We start from the raw sequence: 18,760 nt of genomic DNA, 5'->3' as shown, positions 1-18,760 counted from the left end.
GGGAAGTGCCAGTGCAACAAAAAACCCCCCGTGCCGTGAGGCAAGCGAGGGGAGCGCGCCGGTGCGGTCTGCAGAGCTGGTGAGGAGCTCTGCTTCAGCCGACGCGCTTTCCAAGTACGAGAATTCGGGTGCGCATGGCATTGACCCTCCCCCCGGCGCATATGGACTGTCAAGTAGGTGGGACGGGCGTCTCATCATGTGAGCGCACGAACGGGTGAAGGGACGGGTGGGTGCCCAGCAGGACGGGCAGTGCGGTGGCGCCCGGAACACCGGGAACAGGGAAGTCCCCGCGGGCGAGCGCGCGTCGCAGGCGGTACTCGTCCAGCGGTCCCGAGAAGGCCATTCCCTGGCCGTGCGTACAGCCCATCGCGCGCAGCGCGAGGACCTGTTCGGGGACGTCCACTCCGTCCGCCACCGACTGCATGCCCAGGTCGCAGGCGATGCGCAGCAGACCGCTGGTGATCTTGTGCAGTCTGGCCGATTCCACCACGCCCTCGACCAGACCCCGGTCCAGTTTCAGTACGTCGATGGGCAGGCGGCGCAGTGCGTTGATGGCGGCGTACCCGCTGCCGAATCCGTCCAGCGCGATCCGTACACCGAGCCTGCGCAGCGCCATCAGACGGCGCTCCAGGTCCTCGAAGGGGACCCGTGGGTCACTGTCGGAGATCTCCACGACCAGGGCGCCCGAGGGCAGCCCGTGGCGGGTGAGGAGCGCTTCGATCGAGCCCAACGGCATGGATTTGTCGAGCAGTCTGCGCGCGGAGATCCGCACGGCGACCGGCGCCTCGTGCCCGGCCTTGGTGCGCTCGGCAGCCTGCTCGACGGCCTCTTCGAGCAGCCACCGCCCGAGCTCGGCCGTACGGGTGCCGGCCTCCGACTCCCCCGTCTCCTGGACGCGCAGGAATTCGGCCGGGGTGAACAGGATCCCCTGGGCGGAGCGCCAGCGCGCCTGGGCGGCGACAGCGGTGATCTTCCCGGTGGTGAGGTTGACGACCGGCTGGTGCAGGAGGGCGAACTCCCCGTCGTGCAGGGCCGTCCGCAGCCTGGCCGCCAGCTCCGTGCGGCGTACGACCTCTGCCTGCATCTGCGGGGCGTACAGCTCGACGCGGTCCTTGCCCGCCGCCTTCGCCCGGTACATCGCGAGGTCCGCGTTGCGCATGAGGTCGGTCGGGGTGATGCCAGGCTCGGCGAAGGCGACGCCGATGGAGGCCGCGACCCGCACCTCGCTGCCCTCGATGCGGTACGGCTGGGAGAGGGTCAGGCGCAGCCGGTCGGCGATCTCATGGACCTGGTACTCGCGGGCCGCCTGGTCGCGGCCTCCGTCGCCCAGGATGAGCGCGGCGAACTCGTCGCCGCCGAGGCGGGCGGCGGTGTCGGCCACCCGTACCGAATCCTGGAGGCGGCGGGCGGCCTGGATCAGCAGCTCGTCGCCGGCTTGGTGGCCGATGGTGTCGTTCACCGCCTTGAAGCCGTCGAGGTCGATGAAGAGCACCGCCGTGCCGTGGTCGGTGATCCGGCGGCCGCTGAGCGCCTTGCGCACACGCTGGGTGAACAGGGCGCGGTTGGGCAGGTCGGTGAGCGGGTCGTGCTCGGCGTTGTGCTGCAACTGGGCCTGCAGACGGACCCGTTCGGTGACATCGCGGCTGTTGAAGATCAGGCCGCCCTGGTGGCGGTTGACCGTGGACTCGACATTGAGCCAGTCGCCCGTACCGGAGCGGAAGCGGCATTCGATACGGGTGGTGGGCTCCTGCGCGGGGGACGTGGCCAGAAATCGGCGTACCTCGTGCACCACCAGGCCCAGGTCCTCTGGATGGATGAGCGAGGCGAGTTCGGAACCGATGAGCTCCTCGGCCTCCCGGCCGTAGACCCCGGATGCGGCCGGGGAGACGTACCGCAGGATGCCGGTGGGGGCGGCGATCATGATGACGTCGCTGGAGCCCTGCACCAGGGAGCGGAAGTGGTTCTCCTTCTGCGCCAGTTCATGGGTGAGGGCGATGTTGTCGACGAGCATGATGCCCTGCCGTACGACGAGGGCGAGCACCACCGTGCAGCCGGTGAAGACGACGAACCGGTCCACCCGGCGGCCCTCGACCACGTTGTAGAGGATCCCCAGCGTGCAGACGGCGGCCGCGAGGTACGGGGTGAGGGCGGCCAGTGAACTGGCAATGGGACGGCTGGCGTTGCGCAGTCCGGGCACCGCGGGCGGCGGCTCCTCACGGACCGTGTCGCGCGGGACCGGACGCGATGCACGGCGGGCACCCCACGGTGCGTACGCGAGGAGCAGCGAACCGGCGAACCACCCGGCGTCCAGGAGCTGGCCCGAGCGGTAGTTGTCGCGCAGCAGCGGCGAGGTGAACAGGGCGTCGGACAGGACGGTCAGGGCGAGGGCGGCGATGGCGGTGTTGATGGCCGACCGGTTCGCGTTCGACCGGCGGAAGTGCAGGGCCAGCACCATCGAGACCAGCACGATGTCGAGGAGCGGGTAGGCGAGCGAGAGCGCCGCGTGCGCCACGCTCTCGTGCCTGCCCTCCAGATGCGCGGTGTGGGCGAGGGCCAGGCTCCAGGACAGGGTGAGCAGCGAGCCGCCGATCAGCCAGGAGTCCAGTGCCAGGCAGACCCAGCCGGCCCGGGTGACGGGCCGTTTGGCGAGGACGAGCAGGCCGACGATGGCCGGCGGGGCGAAGCAGAGGAAGAAGAGATCGGCGAGGGACGGGCTGGGGACCTGCTCGCGCAGGACGACCTCGTACCAGCCCCAGACGGTGTTGCCGCAGGCGGCCATCGCGGAGGAGAAGGAGAAGAGCAGCCAGGCCGGCCGAAAACGGGTCTCGTGCGTACGTGCGTAGACGAAGCAGGAGACGGAGGCGAGTGCGGCGGCCACGGCGAGCCCGAAGTCGCCCATGACCAGGGCCGTTTCGGGTGAGCCCCAGCCGAATGCCGCACCGGTGGCATAGCCTCCGCACACCAGGGCGAGGAGCAGTTGGGAGAGCAGCCCGGCCGGACCGCCGGAACCTCCGGCGACTGGTGTCCGGGAGAGCAGCGCCCCCTGGGCGCTCACCGGTCCGTCCCGGTCGTCGCCTTTTCCGGGGTGGTCCGTGTGGCCGGCGGTGTGGTCGTCTGCGTCGTCTCGGTGCATGAGCCAGGTCTGTGCGTCGGTGCGTGCCAGGGTCGTCGTCGGCGGACCTGCCGCGTCGGATGTTTCGTCCATTGGCCGTACATCGCCCGTCGCCCCCCTCAGTGTCTGTACGCTCCCCCGCACCGCGGCTTGCGCGGCGCAGCCCCCGTTCGGGACGATACACCAGTCTCGTCACTCAGGGACATAGTTCCTCTACTCTCCGTGACGACCTGGGGCGTTGCGGGCACCCGGTGCATCCGGGCGCCTGCGGAGCGTGTCTATTCGGTCGTCAGGACGACGTTTTCGAGGGGCTCGGCGGCGGCGAACCGGGTGAGCTGAGCCGCCAACAGCCGCTTGGCGCGCGGCAGGAAGGCCGATGTGGAGCCTCCGACGTGGGGGCTGATGAGGCAACCGGGGGCGTGCCAGAGCGGGTGACCTGCGGGCAGCGGCTCGGGGTCGGTGACGTCCAGGGCGGCAGTGATCCGACCACTCTCCAGTTCGGCGAGGAGAGCCTTGGTGTCGACGACCGGGCCGCGCGAGACGTTCACCAGGAGCGCACCGTCCTTCATCCGGGCCAGGAACCCTGCGCCGGCCAGGCCCTTGGTGTCCTCGGTGAGGGGTGTGGAGAGGATGACGACGTCGGCCTCGGGCAGGAGTTCGGGCAGTGCGTCGATCGGGTGCACCTGACCGCGCGCGGTCTCCCGCGCGGAGCGCGCGACGCGCACCACCCGCGCGCACTCGAAGGGCGCGAGCCGGTCCTCGATGGCCGCGCCGATCGATCCGTAACCGATGATCAGCACCGACTTGTCGGCGAGCGCCGGATAGAAACCGGACCTCCACCGTTCCTGCCGCTGCCCCTCGACGAATCCGGGGATGCCGCGCAGCGAGGCGAGAGTCAGGGCGAGCGCCAGTTCGGCGGTCGAGGCTTCGTGGACGCCGCGTGCGTTGCAGAGGCTGATGCCCGGGTGCAGGCCCTGAAGTCCCGGCTGGACGTGGTCGGTTCCGGCGGAGAGCGTCTGTACGGCGCGCACCGATTGCATCGTACGGAGCGGACGCATGGCCACGCTCGCGCCCTTCATGTACGGAACGACGTAGAAGGCGCACTCCGCCGGGTCCGTGGGGTATTCGGGCGCACCGTCCCAGAAGTGGTAGGTGAGGTTCTCGGGGAGGCCGGGGACCTCGTCGGCCGGGAAAGGGAGCCACACATCAGCAGTCATGCTCAGGAGGTTAGTTTGGTGGCCGGGAACAGGGAGGATGCGGCCAGGTGGAGCGCAGGACAATCGGGGCGGCGGCGCTCGAAGTGGGCGCGATCGGGCTCGGCTGCATGCCGATGAGCTGGGCGTACAGCGGATCGGAGCAGCGCGGGAGCCGTTCGCTGCGGGCCGTGCACGCCGCACTCGACGCCGGGTGTTCGCTCCTCGACACGGCCGACATGTACGGGCCTTTCACCAATGAACTGCTCCTGGGGCGGGTGCTCAAGGAGCGGCGGGCGGATGCCTTCGTCTCCACCAAGTGCGGGCTGCTCGTGGGCGAACAGCATGTGGTGGCCAACGGGCGGCCCGGGTACATACGGCGGGCGTGCGACGCCTCGCTGCGCCGGCTCGGCACCGATGTCATCGACCTCTATCAGCTGCACAGGGCCGACCCTGAGGTGCCGGTGGAGGAGACCTGGGGTGCGATGGCGGAGCTGGTGGCCGCCGGGAAGGTACGGGCGCTGGGCTTCTGCGCGGTCGGGGCGCGCGCGGCACGGCGCTCCGGGGCGCGGCTGCACGACCAGACCGTGCGCCAACTGGAGCGCGTACAGCAGGTGTTCCCGGTGAGCACCGTCCAGGCCGAGCTGTCGGTGTGGTCCCCGGAGGCGCTCGACGCGCTGCTGCCGTGGTGCGAGGCGCGGGGCGTCGGGTTCCTGGCCGCGATGCCGCTGGGCAACGGCTTTCTGACGGGGACGCTGACGCCGGGGCAGGGCTTCGAGCCGGACGACGTACGGGCCAGGCATCCGCGCTTCACGGCCGAGATGATGGCGGCCAACCAGCCGGTGGTGGCCGGTCTGCGGCGGATCGCGCGGCTCCACGGCGAGGAGATCACTCCGGCGCAGGTGGCGCTGGCCTGGGTGCTGGCACAGGGGCGGCAGGTGGTGCCGGTGCCGGGGGCCAAGCGGGAGGAATGGGTGCGGGAGAACGCGGGGGCGGCGGGGGTCGTGCTGACGGAGGCGGACCTGGCGGAGATCGCGGGGTTTCCGCCGGCGCAGGGTTCCTGGGACTGATCGGGAACCTTGGACGTTCGGGCGGTGTATGACAGGTAGCTGCGTCGTCGTCGAAGGGAACGGAACCGTGCGAACTGTGCAACGCCCAGCCGTGGCAGCCGCGTTGACCGCTGCCGTGCTGCTGTCCGCAGGGTGCTCCTCGTCGGGGAGCACCGGAGGGGACGGTACGGCTTCCGGCAGCCCTCCTGCCTCCAGTGCCGCCGCCTCCTCCGGCGGACCGTCCTCAGAGGACTCGCCCGCACCGGCGAAGGGCTCGGTCAAGGTGGTGTCCACCCTCACCACCGGCCTCAAGTCGCCCTGGGGGCTGGCTCCGCTGCCGGACGGCGATCTGCTGGTCTCCTCGAGGGACGAGGGGACGATCACCCGGATCGACGCGAAGAACGGAAAGAAGTCACTCGTCGGAACGGTGCCGGGGGTCGCGCCCGGCGGTGAGGGCGGGCTGCTCGGGATCGCGCTCTCCCCTTCTTACGCCGCGGACCATCTGGTCTATGCGTACTTCACCACCGCGTCCGACAACCGCATCGCACGGATGCTGTACGACGAGAAGCAGCCCGCCGGCCGCAGGCTGGGCGCCCCGGACACCATCTTCAAGGGCATCCCGAAAGGCATGATCCACAACGGCGGACGGATCGCCTTCGGCCCGGACAAGATGCTCTACGCGGGAGTGGGCGAGACCGGAGAGCGCGGGCTGGCCCAGGAGAAGGAGAAGGTGTCGGGGAAGATCCTGCGGATGACCCCGGACGGGCAGCCCGCCCTCGGCAACCCCGAGTCCGACTCCGTGATCTACACCTACGGACACCGCAATGTGCAGGGGCTGGCCTGGGACGCTGGGAACCGGCTCTGGGCCGCGGAGTTCGGCCAGGACACCTGGGACGAGCTGAATCTGATCGAACCGGGCAAGAACTACGGCTGGCCGGTGGTCGAGGGCCAGGAGGGCAAGGAGGGGTACGTCGACCCGGTGGAGCAGTGGCACACCTCCAACGCCTCACCGAGCGGTATCGCCATCGTCCAGGGGTCGGTCTGGATGGCGGGACTGCGCGGGGAACGGCTCTGGCGGATCCCGTTGAACGGCAGCAAGCCGGCGGCCGACCCTCAGGCCTTCCTGGAGGGTGAGTACGGACGGCTGCGCACCGTGGTCGCCGCGGGCGGGGACCGGCTCTGGCTGGTGACCAGCAACACGGACTCGCGGGGCACGCCGTCGTCGGGGGACGACCGGATTCTTCAGCTGGAGGTGCGGTAGCGAGGGTTACGCTGAAACAGGGGACACCCGACAGGGGGCCGAATGTTCAACATGATCGAGCAGCTGTTCGCGCCGGGGCGCAAGCACACCGACGACGAGCAGAAGCGCCTGGAGCTGTCCCGGGTCGAGCTGGGTGACACCGACCCGGGCCGGGGACCGATAGACCTCACCTCGGGCAAGGTGGTCATCCGACCGCCCGAGTGACCTCCGGCTCGGCCTGCTCCTGCGGGAACAGCCGCAGGCGGTGGGCGAGCGCGGCAGCCTCGCCGCGGCCGGTGACGGCCAGCTTCGCCAGGATGTTGGAGACGTGCACACTCGCCGTCTTGGGCGAGATGAACAGCTCCTCGGCGATCTGACGGTTGGAACGGCCGGCGGCGACCAGACGCAGGACGTCCTGTTCACGGCTGGTCAGGCCGAAGCCGTCGTCCCCGGCGGCGGTCGCGCGTCCGGGTGCGGCGTCCTGGGCTGGCGCGGTGAGCGGGATCCGGGCGCGCTGGGCGAGCAGTTCGGTCTCCTCGCGCAGGGGCCGGGCGCCGAGCCGGTCGGCCATGGCGTGGACCAGCCTGAGCAGTTCCGCGGCGGCCTCGCGGTCGCCGCCCTCGGCGAGGAGGGCCGAGGCCCAGTGGTGGCGGGCCCGGGCGAGTTCGTACGGGCGCTCCACCTGTTCCAGGGCGGTGACCGCCTCGGCCCAGCGCTCGGCGCGATCGGTGCCATCGGCTCGGTCAGCTTCGGCCGAGACGAGGAGGGAGTACGCCAGCCAGACCGGCGCCGGAGTGGCGAGCTTGCGCGCGGCCGTGCGGATGAGGACCAGCGTGTCGGCGCGCCCCGCCTCTGCCGAGGGCAGGCCGCGGGTGTCCGCCTCGGCGGAGGCTGCGGCCAGCAGCAGCGGCCAGGCGAAGCGCTGGGTGCCGGGGGCGAAGCCCGCCTCCACCGTGCGGACCAGTTCGGCCCTGGCGTCGTCGAGGCGGCCCTGTCCGGCGGCGATCTCCAGGGTGATGCAGGACACCGGGATGGAGTGCTGGGGCATCGGGTCGTGGGTGCCGAAGTGCTGGACGGCGGCGGCCAAGTGCGTTGCGGCCGCGTCCAGTTCGCCTCGGGCCAGGGCCAGTCCGGCCAGCTGGAGCGTGACGCCGCCCCGTGGCGCGATGCTGTGCGAGGCGTCCAGTACCCGCTGGGCGCAGCCCGCCACCTCGTCCCAGCGGCCGGACGAGAACAGCGATTCGGCCATGTTCATACGGGCCCAGGCCTCGTTGTCGCTCAGGCCGTAGGTGCGGGCCAGCTCGACCCCGGCGGCTGCCACCTCGACGGCCTCACGGGAGCGGCCGATGGACTCCAGGTTCGACGCCAGGTTCGTATGCCCGCGACCGGTCTCGGCGATCAGCCCCAGCTCGGAGGTGCGCTTCAGGGTGTCGCGCATGACGGTGAGGCCCCGCTCGATGTCACCGGAGTCGGCCAGGAGCACGCCGAGCGTGAGCAGGGCGTTCAGCTCGATCTCCTCCGCGTCGACCAGCCGGGCGTACTCCACGGCGCGCTCGGCGGCGGCCAGACTGTCGGGGCCCGGCTCGTGGAGCATGCCCCAGCCGGCCGCGCTGGCGAGCACCTGGGCATGGACGGCGGACGGCGCGAGGCCGCGCACCAGGTCCTGGGCCGTGGCGAGTTCCTGCCAGCCGTCGCCCCGGCCCAGGTTCTGCATGAGCCGCGATCGCTGGGTCCAGAACCAGGCGGCGCGCAGGGGGTCGGGCTCCCCGTCGTCGAGGATCCGCAGCGCCTTCTTGCAGATCTTCAGGGCGCGTTCGCGCTCCCCGCAGAACCGGGCGGCAACGGTGGCCTCGGCCATCAGGTCCAGATAGCGCAGCACCGCCGTGGCGCCGGGCGCGCAGTCGCAGGCCGGGTAGGCGTCCGCGTAGTCGAGGGGCCGCAGCGCCTGGCGCACTTCGGCGGGGGCGCTCTCCCAGACCTCCATCGCCCGTTCCAAAAGGCGCAGTTGCTCGGAGTAGGCGTGCCTGCGCCGCGCCTCGACGGAGGCGTTCAGTACGACGGGCAGGGCCTTGGCAGCATCGTGCGCGTAATACCAGTAGGCGGCCAGCCTGGTCGTGCGCTCGTCGGCCCGTACCAGCGAGGGGTCGGCTTCCAGGGCCTCGGCGCAGCGCCGGTTGAGCCGGGAGCGCTCGCCCGGCAGCAGGTCGTCGCTGACGGCTTCGCGGACCAGGGAGTGCCGGAAGCGGTAGCCGTCGCCGTCCGGGGTGGCCAGGAGGATGTTGGCGCCGACAGCGGCCCGCAGCGCCTCGATGAGGTCGTCCTCGGAGAGCCGGGCGACGGCCGCGAGCAGCGGGTATTCGACGGTGGAGCCGCCTTCGGCGACGAAGCGGACGACCCGCTGGGCGTTCTCCGGCAGCGTCTCGACCCGGACCATGAGCAGGTCGCGCAGGGAGTCGCTGATGCCGGTGACGCAGTCGTTCTCGCCGCAGACGGCGAGCTCCTCGACGAAGAAGGCGTTGCCGTCGGAGCGGGCGAAGATGTCGTCGACCCAGCGCGCGTCGGGTTCGGCGGCGAGGATTCCGGTCAGCTGGCGCTGGACCTCGGACCGGGTGAAGCGGGAGAGCTCGATGCGCCGTACCGTACGCAGCCGGTCGAGTTCGGCCAGGAGCGGGCGCAGCGGGTGGCGGCGGTGGATGTCGTCGGCCCGGTAGGTGGCGAGGACGACGATCCGGCCCCGGCGCAGGGTGCGGAAGATGTAGGAGAGCAGGTGCCGGGTGGAGGCGTCCGCCCAGTGCATGTCCTCCAGGACGAGGACCACCGTGCGGTCGGCGGATATCCGCTCCAGGAGGCGGACGGTGAGTTCGAAGAGGCGGGCCGTGCCGTCCTCGTTACGGGAGTTGCTGCTGGTCTCGCCCATTTCGGGCAGCAGCCGGGCCAGTTCGTCTTCCTGCCCTTCGGCGGCAGAGGCCAGTTCGTCGGGCAGCTGGCGGTGCAGGGCGCGCAGCGCGGTCGAGAAGGGTGCGTAAGGGAGCCCGTCGGCGCCGATCTCGACACAGCCGCCGAGCGCGACGACCGCCTCCTGGCGGCAGGCTCCGGCGATGAACTCCTCGACGAGGCGCGTCTTGCCGACGCCGGCCTCGCCGCCGAGCAGCAACGCCTGCGGCTCGCCCGCATTGGCGCGGGCGAGCGCATCGTTCAGGACGTTCAGTTCATCGGCACGACCGACGAACACCGGGCTGACGGACGTGTTCTCCACGCTGCCGAGCATCGCACAGCCGTCCGGCGCCGTGGCACCCGATTTCGCGGGCGGCACAAGCTCCATCACGCGGCCCGGGCGAAGCGCGAGCGCAGGGTGCTCACCCGCCCCTCCGTTCCGTGCTTCCCGGAGCGGCGGGCGTCCCGACGGGCCTTGCGGAACTCGTTGACGAGGCGCTGGTGGTCGGCCTTCGCGATGAGGTCGGCCTGCTGAAGCTTCTGGATCTCGTACTCGAACATGGTGTGATCCCCTGTGCTGGAGGTGAGTTGTCGCTCTCTGCGATGTCTCAACTTTCGCTTCCCAGGGGGGTCGCCCACATCGGGAGAGTGCCGCATCTCCACGACGAAGGGGCCTTAGGCGGCGTACGCGGAGGGGGTGCGTACGGCCTAAGGCCCCTTACGGGTGCTTAGAGGGGGACCGGGGTCCTAGGCGGACGGGAGTCCGGGGGTGCCCATGATGATGTCGGTGTACTTCGCGATGGCGAGCAGCAGCCCGATCACACCGAGGACGACTCCGGCCCAGGACACGGACTTGATCCACGCGGCCTGCGGCTTGCCGGGGGTGCCGAAAGCGGGCTTGACCAGCACTGCGGCGCCGACGATCAGTGCCAGCAGGGCGAAGAGGCCACCGATGAGCGCGGTCGCGTGCCAGCCGTCGGTGTACCCCTCCTTGATCTGCGTGGCGACAGGCGACGAGGAGCTCATCTTGACCTGGCCGGAGAGCGTCTCCCAGGCGCCGGCGACAGTGCCGAGCCAGCTGCCGCTGAGTGAGATGAAGCCGAGCGCGGCGGCCACGACGGCGGCGGCTCCGGACTTGACCCCGGTGGTGGAGGCCGCCTCCTCGGCAGCGATCAGCGCGTCCAGGGCGGCGTCGTCGTCCTCGTCGTCGTCGTCAGCTGCAGCCTCCGCCGCGGCCTCCTCGGCAGCGGCGGCCTGCGCCTTGGCGGCCTGCGCCTCGGCAGCAGCGTCGGCGGTCGTTTCGGTCTTGGTGGAAGCGTTCATGTGCCGCACGCTAGGGGGCTTTTCTGAGAGCTCCCTTAACGTTCCCTGTGAGCTCTCCACTCGGGCGCGAGGACGGACCAGATCTCCTCGTCGTGCCGTACGCCCCTGTACGGGTATGCCTCGCGCAGCGTCCCGTCGTGCTTCATGCCGAGCCGCTTGGCGACGCTGATGCTGGCGGTGTTGCCTGCGGCCGCGATCCACTCCACCCGGTGCATGCCGCGCTCCTCGACGGCCCAGTCGATGAGCACGGTGATCGCCCGGGTGATCAGTCCGCGCCCGGTGGCCGAGGGCTCCAGCCAGCAGCCGACCTCGCAGGTGCCCATCGCGGCGTCGAAGATCCGGAAGAGGACGCCACCGACGAGGGTGCCGTCCAGCCAGATGCCGTAGATCCGACCGCCGTCGGCGGCCTGCTTCTCCGCGTACGCCTGGAGGAAGGCGCGCGCCGATTCCTCGTCCTTGTTGACGTCGGCGAAGCCGATGTACTGACCGATGAAGTCCCGGCCCCGGTCGATGTGCTCCACGAATTCCCCGGCCCGCCAGGGCTCCAAGGGCTTGAGCTCAGCGCCGTCGCCCAGCGATATCGCGAACATCCTGCTCCTCCACCTCTGCGATGTGTCCCTGCGCGGGGATCTTCGCACGGTTGCGGCACTCCGGCGGCTCGATGCTGATCCGCGGCAGCCGCCGGTCCAGCCAGCCGGGCAGCCACCAGTTCGCGCCGCCCAGCAGGTGCATCAGGGCGGGGACCAGCAGCGTACGGAGGATGAAGGCGTCCAGTGCCACGGCTGCCGCGAGACCGATGCCGAACATCGCGATCACGCGCTCGCCGCTCAGCACGAAGGCCAGGAAAACCGAGATCATGATCACCGCGGCCGAGTTGATCACCCGGCTGGTCTCGGCGAGCCCCACGCGCACGGCCCGCCGGTTGTCGCCGGTCTCCAGCCACTCCTCGTACATCCGGCTGACCAGGAAGACCTGGTAGTCCATGGAGAGCCCGAAGAGCACCGACACCATGATCACGGGCAGGAACGGCTCGATGGGTCCCGCGCTCCCGAGGCCGAGCAGCTCGCTCCCCCAGCCCCACTGGAACACCGCGACGACGATCCCGAAGGCGGAGGCGACCGCGGCCACGTTCATCGCGGCGGCCTTGAGGGGGATCCCGACCGACCGGAAGGCGAGGAGGAGGAGCACGCAGCCCAGGGCGATCACGGATCCCACGAAGAGCGGCAGCTTGCCGACGATCACATCGGCGAAGTCGTCGTAGGAGGCGGTCACTCCCCCGACGTGGACGTCGAGCGAGGTCCCACTCCCGGCCTTCGGCAGCACGTCGGTGCGCAGGTGCTGCACCAGGTCGCTGGTCTGCTGCGACTGCGGCGAGGAGTCGGGTACGACGGTGAGGACGGCCGTGTCGCCGCTGCCGTTGTACGTGATGGAGCTGACCGAGGCGACGCCTTCCGTGGCCCGCAGCTGCTCCGGCAGCTGGTCCATCGCGAGCCGGTCGGCGGCCCCGTCCATCTCGGCGACCAGGGTGAGCGGCCCGTTGACCCCGGGCCCGAACCCCTTGGCGAGCAGGTCGTACGCCTGCCGGGTGGTCGAGGACGCCGGGTTGTTGCCCTGGTCCGAGGTGCCCAGATGCAGCCCCAGGGTGGGCACAGCGAGCCCCAGCATCACCACGACGGCGAGTGCGCCGAGCAGCTTGGGGTGCCGCTCGACGAAGACCGACCAGCGGGCGGCGAGCCCGGTGGGGACCTCGGGCCGCGGGCCGTTCTCGGTCAGTTCCCGCCGCTCGCGCCGGCTCAGCGCGCGCATCCCGATGTACGAGAGGAGGGCGGGCAGCAGGGTCACCGAGGCGGCGACGGTCAGCACCACGGTGAGCGAGGCGGCGATCGCGACCCCGTTGAGGAAGCTGAGGCGCAGGATCAGCATGCCCAGGAGGGCGATGCAGACGGTGGCGCCCGCGAAGACGACGGCCCGCCCGGTGGTGGTGACGGCGGCGACCACCGCTTCGCCGACCGGCAGCCCGCGCCGCAGTCCCTTCCGGTATCTGGTCACGATGAACAGCGCGTAGTCGATGCCGACGCCGAGCCCGATCAGGGTGCCGAGCATGGGTGCGAAATCGGCGACGGTCATGACGTGACCGAGCAGGGTGATGCCCGCGTAGGCGGTGCCGACCGAGACGAGGGCGGTGGCGATCGGCAGCATGCTGGCGGCGAGGGAGCCGAAGGCCAGGAAGAGCACGACGGCGGCGACGCTCACGCCGACGATCTCGCTGATGTTGGCGCTGGACTTCTCGGTCAGGGCGATCGCGCTGCCGCCGAGCTCGACCTGGAGCCCGTCGGTCCGGGCCGCCTTCGCCGTGTCGACGACGGCCCGGGCCTGCGCCTTCGGTATGGAGTCTGCCTGCTCGTCGAAGGTGACGGTGACGTACCCGGTGTGCCCGTCCGCACTGATCTGCTGCCCGGAGACGGCGTCGACCCCGTCGAGGCCGGCGACCTTCTCCAACGCCGCGTCGATGCGCTGCTCGACGCCTGCGGCCCGGACCGTCCCGCTGTCCGTGTGCCAGACAATGGTGTCGCTGTCGCCGCCCGCGCTGTGGAAGGCCTCGTCGAGGAGCTTGGTCGCCTGACCGGATTCGGTGCCGGGGACCTCGTAGTCGGTGGAGTACGCGGACCCGGCGATCCCGGCCGCCGCGGCCGTGCCGCCGAGGGCGAGCAGCCAGAGGAGGACGGCAAAGAGGCGGTGGTTGATGCACCACCGGGCGATTGCTGCCACGGACGTACTCCCTGGGTGGTTCGTGGATCTTTATCGGGAATAGCCCGGAAAGAGCGCATGACCTGTGACGGGTCACTCTGACACCGAAAGATGATCCTTTGACCGTTTCGTGTCTCTCCTCACAGAGGTCTGCGGGAGTTCACAGCCGGGGCACAGCCGGGTGCTTGAAACCGGGAACTCCCTGGGGCCGCCCGGCTGTCCGTGGCTGCCCGTAGAGTCGTCCCATGGCTTCCGACGACGAGGGCACTGGCACCGGCACCGCCCGGATCGACACCTGGATCTGGTCCGTGCGCCTGACCAAGACGCGCTCCCAGGCCGCAGCGGCCTGCCGGGCCGGCCACGCGCGCCTCAACGGGGAGCGGGTGAAGCCTGCCCAAGCCGTGAAGACCGGCGACGAGGTGCGGCTGTTCCATGCGGGCCGCGAGCGGATCGTGGTCGTCTCGAAGGTCGTGAAGAAACGGGTCGGCCCTCCGGTGGCCGCCGAGTGTTACGTGGACAACAGCCCGCCGCCCCCGCCGCGCGAGGTCGCGGTGGAGATCCCGGTGCGGGACCGGGGCGCGGGCCGCCCCACCAAGCGCGACCGGCGCGAGATGGAGCAGCTGCGCAGGCGGTGACCTAGGAGCCGCCGCCCTCGGCCTCGTACCGGAGCTGGTCCTCGAAGCACTCCTCCAGCTGGGCGATCCCCTGCAGGACGAGGAGGTCCGTCGCCGGTGAGGTGTCGGCGGCGGAGCGCAGGATCGCCAGGACGTCCCGGGCCACGGAGTACGGCAGGTCCAGCTTGCCTGCGGCCTCGGCGGTGAGACGCAGGAGCGTGTCGCGGTCCTGGCTGCGCGGGTCGGCGTACCGGCGGGCCGCCCACAGGGCCGCCTCCGCGGAGGCGTTCTCGTCCTTGAAGGGCTCCAACGCCTTGCCGAGCACGGCAGGTTCGAGGTTCCCTTCCGCGTCCAGGTACACCGCGTCGAGGTAGCCCGTCTCGCGGTGACCGAAGAGGCTGTCGCGCTGCGTCCGCAGATGGGCGATGGTCTCGTGGGCCAGCGTCCGCAGATAAGCGGGGCAGATCAGGGCGTTCAGTTCGAAGCCGTAGGCCTCGTACCAGGAATCCTCGCCGTCCTCGTCCTCGTAGTCCTCCCGCAGCTGCGCCCGGCCGCCCGGACTCCTCAGCAGCACACCTGCCGCGCCCTGGACGTCCGCGCTGGAACGGAAGTCCGGATGGGCGCCATCGGCGTGCGCACAGGTGCCGTCACCGAGCTCGGGGAGTACTTCCTCCAGGCCTTCGATCATCCGGTCGGCGAGCGAGCGCACCCTGATGCGGCCCGAACCGATGTACCAGCAGCAGGCGTTGGCGAGGACCACGTACGAGGCGCGGCTCGCCCGGGTGCGGCGCGTATCCGGGCTGGTGTACAGCTCCAGCTCCCACAGCGGGTCGTTGCTCGGGTAGTCGTTGAGGGTGCAGTCCAACTGGTGGATCCGGTCGGCGTCGTACTCGGGCACCACCGCGGGAATGCCCCGCACCCGGCCGGGAGCAATGACGTCCGCGGCGATCCGCGCGTAGCCGGAGACCGTCCACGGGCAGCAGAGCAGTGCGTCGGGGCGGGTGAGCAGCGGGACGGGGTCGGGCGCCGAGAGGGACTCCGCGTCGCCTTCCCACTCCGCCAAGTCCTTTTCGTACGGGTGCGATTCATGCCCGCAGCGCTCCCCGTCCCCGTCCGCCGCCCCGGCCGCGGCGACCAGGGCGTCGAGCACCGCGCGCTCGACGGGCGCTCCCTGGCGCCCGATGACGTACGCCCCCATCCGTATCAGCCCGTACACCCAGAGGAACGCCTGACGGCCGCCGGGGTCGGCGGCCAGCCGGCGCGCGCACTCCTCGACCACGGGGTCGGCACGGTCGGTGTCCGAGTCCACGGTGATGCGGGACCAGAGGTCGATGAGTCGGGCGGGGGACATCTCAGCAAGATCGGCCATGACCAGAACGACGGACGGGCCGGGCGGATGGTTCCGGCGCCACGACACGGCCCCGAGGGTGATGAACTCGCCTCGGGGCCGCGTGCTGTGGGGGCGGGGAACCTGTCGGTCAGGCGGGCAGGTTCCACTGCTGGTTCGTGCCGCCCGCGCAGGTCCAGATCTGGAGCCGGGCGCCGTTGGCCGTGGACTTGTCCGTGACATCGAGGCACTTGCCCGAGACCGGGTTGACCAGGGTGTTCCCGGTGCCCTTCTGCCACTTCTGGGCGCCGGTGCCGTTGCAGTCGTAGAGCTGCGCCTTGGTGCCGTTGGCGGTGCCGGCGGCGGCGAGGTCCAGGCACTTGCCGAGCGCCTGGAGGGACCCGTCGGCGGACACCGTCCACTGCTGGGCGCCGGTGCCGTTGCAGTCGTAGAGCTGAACCGCCGCTCCGTTGGCGCTGCTCGCGGAGGCTATGTCGACGCACTTGCCGCCGAGGCCGGTGATCTGGCCGGTGGGGGCGCCGGGTGACGTTCCGCCCCCGGTCATCGTCGTGTGGAAGGTGCGGGAGAACTGGTAGGCGCTCTGCGGGGTGCCGCTGCAGGTGTCGGAGAGCTGGCCGTTGGTGGCACAGGCCTTGTCCCGGCCGAGCGACCAGAAGGCCAGCTCCTGGATGCCCTTGGACTTGGCGAAGTTGGCGAGGGTGGTGGCATTGGCGGTGGAGAAGACCTCCGCCTGGGTGTCGTTGACCCCGATCATCGGGGTGTTGCCCTCCATCGCCCAGAGCTGGGCGGAGGTCTTGGTGGTCCAGATGGAGCCGAGCTGGGTGTGGAGCGCGGTCGCCGCGTCGGTGGCCGCCTTGCCCATGTCCATGGCGGGCCCATAGTCCATCGTCATGATGTTGACGAGGTTGACGGTGAGGTTGTTGCTCTTGGCGTTGTTGAGCAGATTGATCGAATTCTGCTCCAGGCCGGTGGGGTTGACCGGGAGGGTGTACTGCACGTCCAGCTTGCGGCCGGCGGCCGCGTACTCCTGCTGTAGCTGGGCGAGGGCCTGGTTGCGGCGGGTGTTGGCCGTGGTGTTGTCGAGCGTGGAGCCCTCGATGTCGAGGTCGATCCTGGTGAGGTTGAGCCCGTCGATCACCCGCTTGTACTGGGCCTTGAGCGTCGATACGGAGGTGCAGGCGAGGCCGAGTTCGGTGCCGGACGCGCCGCCGAAGGAGGCGATGACATCGCCGCCCGCACCCCGCAGGGAGTTGATGGCGGAGGTCCAGGCGGCGTCGGTGACCGAGGTGTCACCGTTGAAGGTGGCGTTGCAGCCGCCGCCGTCGATGACGAAGGCGAGCGTGAAGTACTTCAGCCCCGTGGCCGTGCGGGCATTGGCCAGCGCGGAGGGCGAGTTCCAGACCTCCGCGTAGGGGGCGGCGTACTGGGCGGGGAATCCCGGGCCGGGGTTGGCCGCGGCGCTCGCCGTGGTGGCGGTGGTGACCACGGCGCCGGCAGCCAGGGCGAGTACGGCCGACACCGCGGCCAGGGCTCTCGTACAGGATCGGAACACAGGGGTTCTCCTGTCGTGCGCGCGTCAAAGCGCAATGTGGGGGCGGACCTGCGAGTTCACATGGATGAATCGAGGCCCCTCACATGAACCTGTGAGTGATTGAAGAAAGTAGGACTAGACCAGCGCTACGTCAATCCCTCGCGTTCACCAACTGAACACGGATCAGACGAAGTTGAGTGCGCCCCACAGCGCAACTGTCGACACTGCGAGGGCCGCCGGGACCGTCAGCAGCCCGAGCCGGGTGAAGTCGCCGAGCTCGGCATCCGTGCCGTGCTGGTGCAGGATGCGGCGCCACAGGAGGGTGGCGAGCGAGCCGACGTAGGTCAGGTTCGGGCCGATGTTCACGCCGATCAGCGCGGCGAGGACGGGTCCTGGACCTGCGGGGGCGACGACCGGGAGGAGGGCGAGGATCGCCGGGAGGTTGTTGATGGCGTTGGCCAGTACGGCGGCGACGGCCGTCACCGCGAGCAGCGCGAGAAGCGAGTCGCCGTCGGGGAGAAGCGCGCCGATGCCGTCGCCGAGTCCATTGTCGACAACTGCCTTCACCACCACGCCGAGCGCCAGGACGAAGAGACAGAAGAGCGGGTTAGCGGAGCGGACGACGGCGCGGACGGTGGTGCGCTTGCGCCGCAGTTCGCGTACGGCGAGGACTGCCGTCCCGGCGAGGGCGGCCCAGAGCGGCTCGGCGCCCGCGAACGAGGTGACGACGAAACCGGCCAGGGTCAGGGCGAGGACCACGAGGGTGAAGACCGGCACCTCGGTCCGCTCCCGCTCCTTCGTCGGGTACGCGCCCGCGGCCAGATCGCGGGCGAAGTAGCGGCGGAAGACGGCGTACTCGACGGCGATCGCGGCGAGCCAGGGCAGCGCCATGAGCGCGGCGAACCGGGTGAAGGACAGCCCGCTGGCGGCCAGCGCCAGGAGGTTGGTCAGGTTGGAGACCGGGAGGAGGAGGGAGGCCGAGTTGGCGAGATGCGCGCAGGCGTAGACGTGCGGGCGGGGGCGGGCGCCTACGCGAGCCGCTGTCGCGAAGACGACGGGGGTGAGCAGGACGACGGTGGCATCCAGGCTCAGTACGGCGGTGATGACCGCGGCCACGGCGAAGACCCCGCCGAGGAGCGCGGTGGGCCGGCCTCCGCAGGCCCGCGCGACGAGGTCTCCAGCCGCCTTGAACAGGCCGTCGTCCGCGCAGAGTTGGGAGAGCGCGAGGATGGCGGCGAGGAAGCCGATGACGGGCAGCAGGGTGCGGGTCTGGTCCCAGGCGTCGGCGGGGCTCACCGCGCCGAGCGCGACGACGAGCGCGGCGGCGGGGACGGCTGCGGCGGCCTCGGGCCACGCCTTGGGCCGTACGACGGCGAAGGCGAGCGTGGCCAGGAGGAGGGCCACGGAGAGGATCTCGGCGGGGACGGTGCTCAGGGTGGGGCTCCGGGGGTGGTTCTTGGGGGTGGGCGGGGTGCGGGTACGGACGGCCGCTGCACGGAGCCAGTCCCCAGTCCCGCCCCTTCCCGAAACCGGGGCTGTGCCCCGGGCCCCCTGACGGGGTGGGGTGGGGCCGGAGACCGCGCCCCCCCCCCCCGCCGCGGGGGGGGGGGCCCCCACGCCCCCCCCGGGCGCGCGGCGGCGCCCGGGGGCAATCACGCGCGGGCGCGC

Annotated in this window: 14 protein-coding genes; 4 read left to right on the top strand and 10 right to left on the bottom strand. The window is 70.9% G+C overall.

Annotated elements, in window-relative coordinates:
* Positions 1 to 169 precede the first annotated feature (169 nt).
* On the bottom strand, positions 170 to 3,205 hold the full coding sequence (locus AB0H78_RS21340) for an EAL domain-containing protein (RefSeq protein WP_363236085.1): 3,036 nt from the start codon (positions 3,203 to 3,205) through the stop codon (positions 170 to 172).
* Between the two features lie 185 nt (positions 3,206 to 3,390).
* Positions 3,391 to 4,329 carry a 2-hydroxyacid dehydrogenase gene (locus AB0H78_RS21335; protein WP_363236084.1) on the bottom strand — a complete coding sequence of 313 codons (939 nt, stop codon included), beginning with the start codon at positions 4,327 to 4,329 and terminating at the stop codon, positions 3,391 to 3,393.
* A 47-nt stretch (positions 4,330 to 4,376) separates the two neighbouring features.
* Between AB0H78_RS21335 and AB0H78_RS21330 the strand changes: the two genes are divergently transcribed.
* The 3 genes from AB0H78_RS21330 to AB0H78_RS21320 are packed head-to-tail and all read left to right on the top strand — an operon-like array spanning position 4,377 to position 6,819.
* Positions 4,377 to 5,375, top strand: coding sequence for an aldo/keto reductase (locus tag AB0H78_RS21330; RefSeq protein ID WP_363236083.1), 999 nt, complete (start codon positions 4,377 to 4,379; stop codon positions 5,373 to 5,375).
* A gap of 28 nt (positions 5,376 to 5,403) precedes the next feature.
* Complete coding sequence (locus tag AB0H78_RS21325; RefSeq protein ID WP_363236082.1) at positions 5,404 to 6,615, top strand: PQQ-dependent sugar dehydrogenase; 1,212 nt, start codon at positions 5,404 to 5,406, stop codon at positions 6,613 to 6,615.
* Positions 6,616 to 6,657: 42 nt separating this feature from the next.
* Positions 6,658 to 6,819: a DUF6191 domain-containing protein gene (locus tag AB0H78_RS21320; RefSeq protein ID WP_363236081.1), complete on the top strand. Its 162-nt coding sequence runs from the start codon at positions 6,658 to 6,660 to the stop codon at positions 6,817 to 6,819.
* Here the strand turns inward: AB0H78_RS21320 and AB0H78_RS21315 are convergent.
* The 5 genes from AB0H78_RS21315 to AB0H78_RS21295 all read right to left on the bottom strand — a co-directional run bounded on the left by AB0H78_RS21315 (position 6,800) and on the right by AB0H78_RS21295 (position 13,620).
* Positions 6,800 to 9,916, bottom strand: a complete 3,117-nt coding sequence (locus tag AB0H78_RS21315) for an AAA family ATPase (RefSeq protein WP_363236080.1) — start codon at positions 9,914 to 9,916, stop codon at positions 6,800 to 6,802. The genes AB0H78_RS21320 and AB0H78_RS21315 overlap by 20 nt on opposite strands.
* A complete protein-coding gene (locus tag AB0H78_RS21310) occupies positions 9,916 to 10,089 on the bottom strand; it encodes a hypothetical protein (RefSeq protein ID WP_363236079.1) in 174 nt (57 codons plus the stop codon). The genes AB0H78_RS21315 and AB0H78_RS21310 overlap by 1 nt, the downstream gene beginning before the upstream one ends.
* Positions 10,090 to 10,275: 186 nt before the next feature.
* Entirely contained in the window at positions 10,276 to 10,851 is a 576-nt protein-coding gene (locus tag AB0H78_RS21305) for a hypothetical protein (protein ID WP_363236078.1), read from the bottom strand.
* Between the two features lie 35 nt (positions 10,852 to 10,886).
* Positions 10,887 to 11,441 (bottom strand): GNAT family protein, encoded by a 555-nt coding sequence (locus AB0H78_RS21300; protein WP_363236077.1) that lies wholly within the window; start codon positions 11,439 to 11,441, stop codon positions 10,887 to 10,889.
* A complete protein-coding gene (locus AB0H78_RS21295; RefSeq protein ID WP_363236076.1) occupies positions 11,410 to 13,620 on the bottom strand; it encodes an MMPL family transporter in 2,211 nt (736 codons plus the stop codon). Before AB0H78_RS21295 ends, AB0H78_RS21300 begins: the two co-directional genes overlap by 32 nt.
* 224 nt (positions 13,621 to 13,844) lie before the next feature.
* Here AB0H78_RS21295 and AB0H78_RS21290 point away from each other — a divergent pair, with 224 nt between their 5' ends.
* Positions 13,845 to 14,234, top strand: a complete 390-nt coding sequence (locus AB0H78_RS21290; RefSeq protein ID WP_363236075.1) for a S4 domain-containing protein — start codon at positions 13,845 to 13,847, stop codon at positions 14,232 to 14,234.
* Between the two features lies 1 nt (position 14,235).
* Here the strand turns inward: AB0H78_RS21290 and AB0H78_RS21285 are convergent, their stop codons facing one another.
* The 3 genes from AB0H78_RS21285 to AB0H78_RS21275 form a co-directional block, all read right to left on the bottom strand.
* Positions 14,236 to 15,582: a hypothetical protein gene (locus tag AB0H78_RS21285; protein ID WP_363236074.1), complete on the bottom strand. Its 1,347-nt coding sequence runs from the start codon at positions 15,580 to 15,582 to the stop codon at positions 14,236 to 14,238.
* 109 nt (positions 15,583 to 15,691) lie between these two features.
* The gene (locus AB0H78_RS21280) at positions 15,692 to 17,113 is read right to left on the bottom strand and encodes a ricin-type beta-trefoil lectin domain protein (RefSeq protein ID WP_363236073.1); all 1,422 of its coding nucleotides are present in this window, start codon (positions 17,111 to 17,113) and stop codon (positions 15,692 to 15,694) included.
* A gap of 162 nt (positions 17,114 to 17,275) precedes the next feature.
* The gene (locus tag AB0H78_RS21275) at positions 17,276 to 18,505 is read right to left on the bottom strand and encodes an SLC13 family permease (RefSeq protein WP_363236377.1); all 1,230 of its coding nucleotides are present in this window, start codon (positions 18,503 to 18,505) and stop codon (positions 17,276 to 17,278) included.
* Between the last annotated feature and the right edge of the window lie 255 nt (positions 18,506 to 18,760).

Source organism: Streptomyces sp. NPDC050738 (assembly GCF_040654175.1).
In the GTDB taxonomy this organism is placed as follows: Bacteria; Actinomycetota; Actinomycetes; order Streptomycetales; family Streptomycetaceae; genus Streptomyces.
The sequence above is the reverse complement of the archived record's forward strand: the minus strand, read 5'-3'. Positions and strand labels throughout refer to the sequence as shown.

What these genes read in the sequence shown, in the direction of transcription:
- AB0H78_RS21285 (WP_363236074.1), bottom strand. Translation starts at nt 15,582, where the DNA reads ATGGCCGATCTTGCTGAGATGTCCCCCGCCCGACTCATCGACCTCTGG.
- AB0H78_RS21290 (WP_363236075.1), top strand. Translation starts at nt 13,845, where the DNA reads ATGGCTTCCGACGACGAGGGCACTGGCACCGGCACCGCCCGGATCGAC.
- AB0H78_RS21335 (WP_363236084.1), bottom strand. Translation starts at nt 4,329, where the DNA reads ATGACTGCTGATGTGTGGCTCCCTTTCCCGGCCGACGAGGTCCCCGGC.
- AB0H78_RS21320 (WP_363236081.1), top strand. Translation starts at nt 6,658, where the DNA reads ATGTTCAACATGATCGAGCAGCTGTTCGCGCCGGGGCGCAAGCACACC.
- AB0H78_RS21310 (WP_363236079.1), bottom strand. Translation starts at nt 10,089, where the DNA reads ATGTTCGAGTACGAGATCCAGAAGCTTCAGCAGGCCGACCTCATCGCG.
- AB0H78_RS21305 (WP_363236078.1), bottom strand. Translation starts at nt 10,851, where the DNA reads ATGAACGCTTCCACCAAGACCGAAACGACCGCCGACGCTGCTGCCGAG.
- AB0H78_RS21300 (WP_363236077.1), bottom strand. Translation starts at nt 11,441, where the DNA reads ATGTTCGCGATATCGCTGGGCGACGGCGCTGAGCTCAAGCCCTTGGAG.
- AB0H78_RS21315 (WP_363236080.1), bottom strand. Translation starts at nt 9,916, where the DNA reads ATGGAGCTTGTGCCGCCCGCGAAATCGGGTGCCACGGCGCCGGACGGC.
- AB0H78_RS21340 (WP_363236085.1), bottom strand. Translation starts at nt 3,205, where the DNA reads ATGGACGAAACATCCGACGCGGCAGGTCCGCCGACGACGACCCTGGCA.
- AB0H78_RS21325 (WP_363236082.1), top strand. Translation starts at nt 5,404, where the DNA reads ATGACAGGTAGCTGCGTCGTCGTCGAAGGGAACGGAACCGTGCGAACT.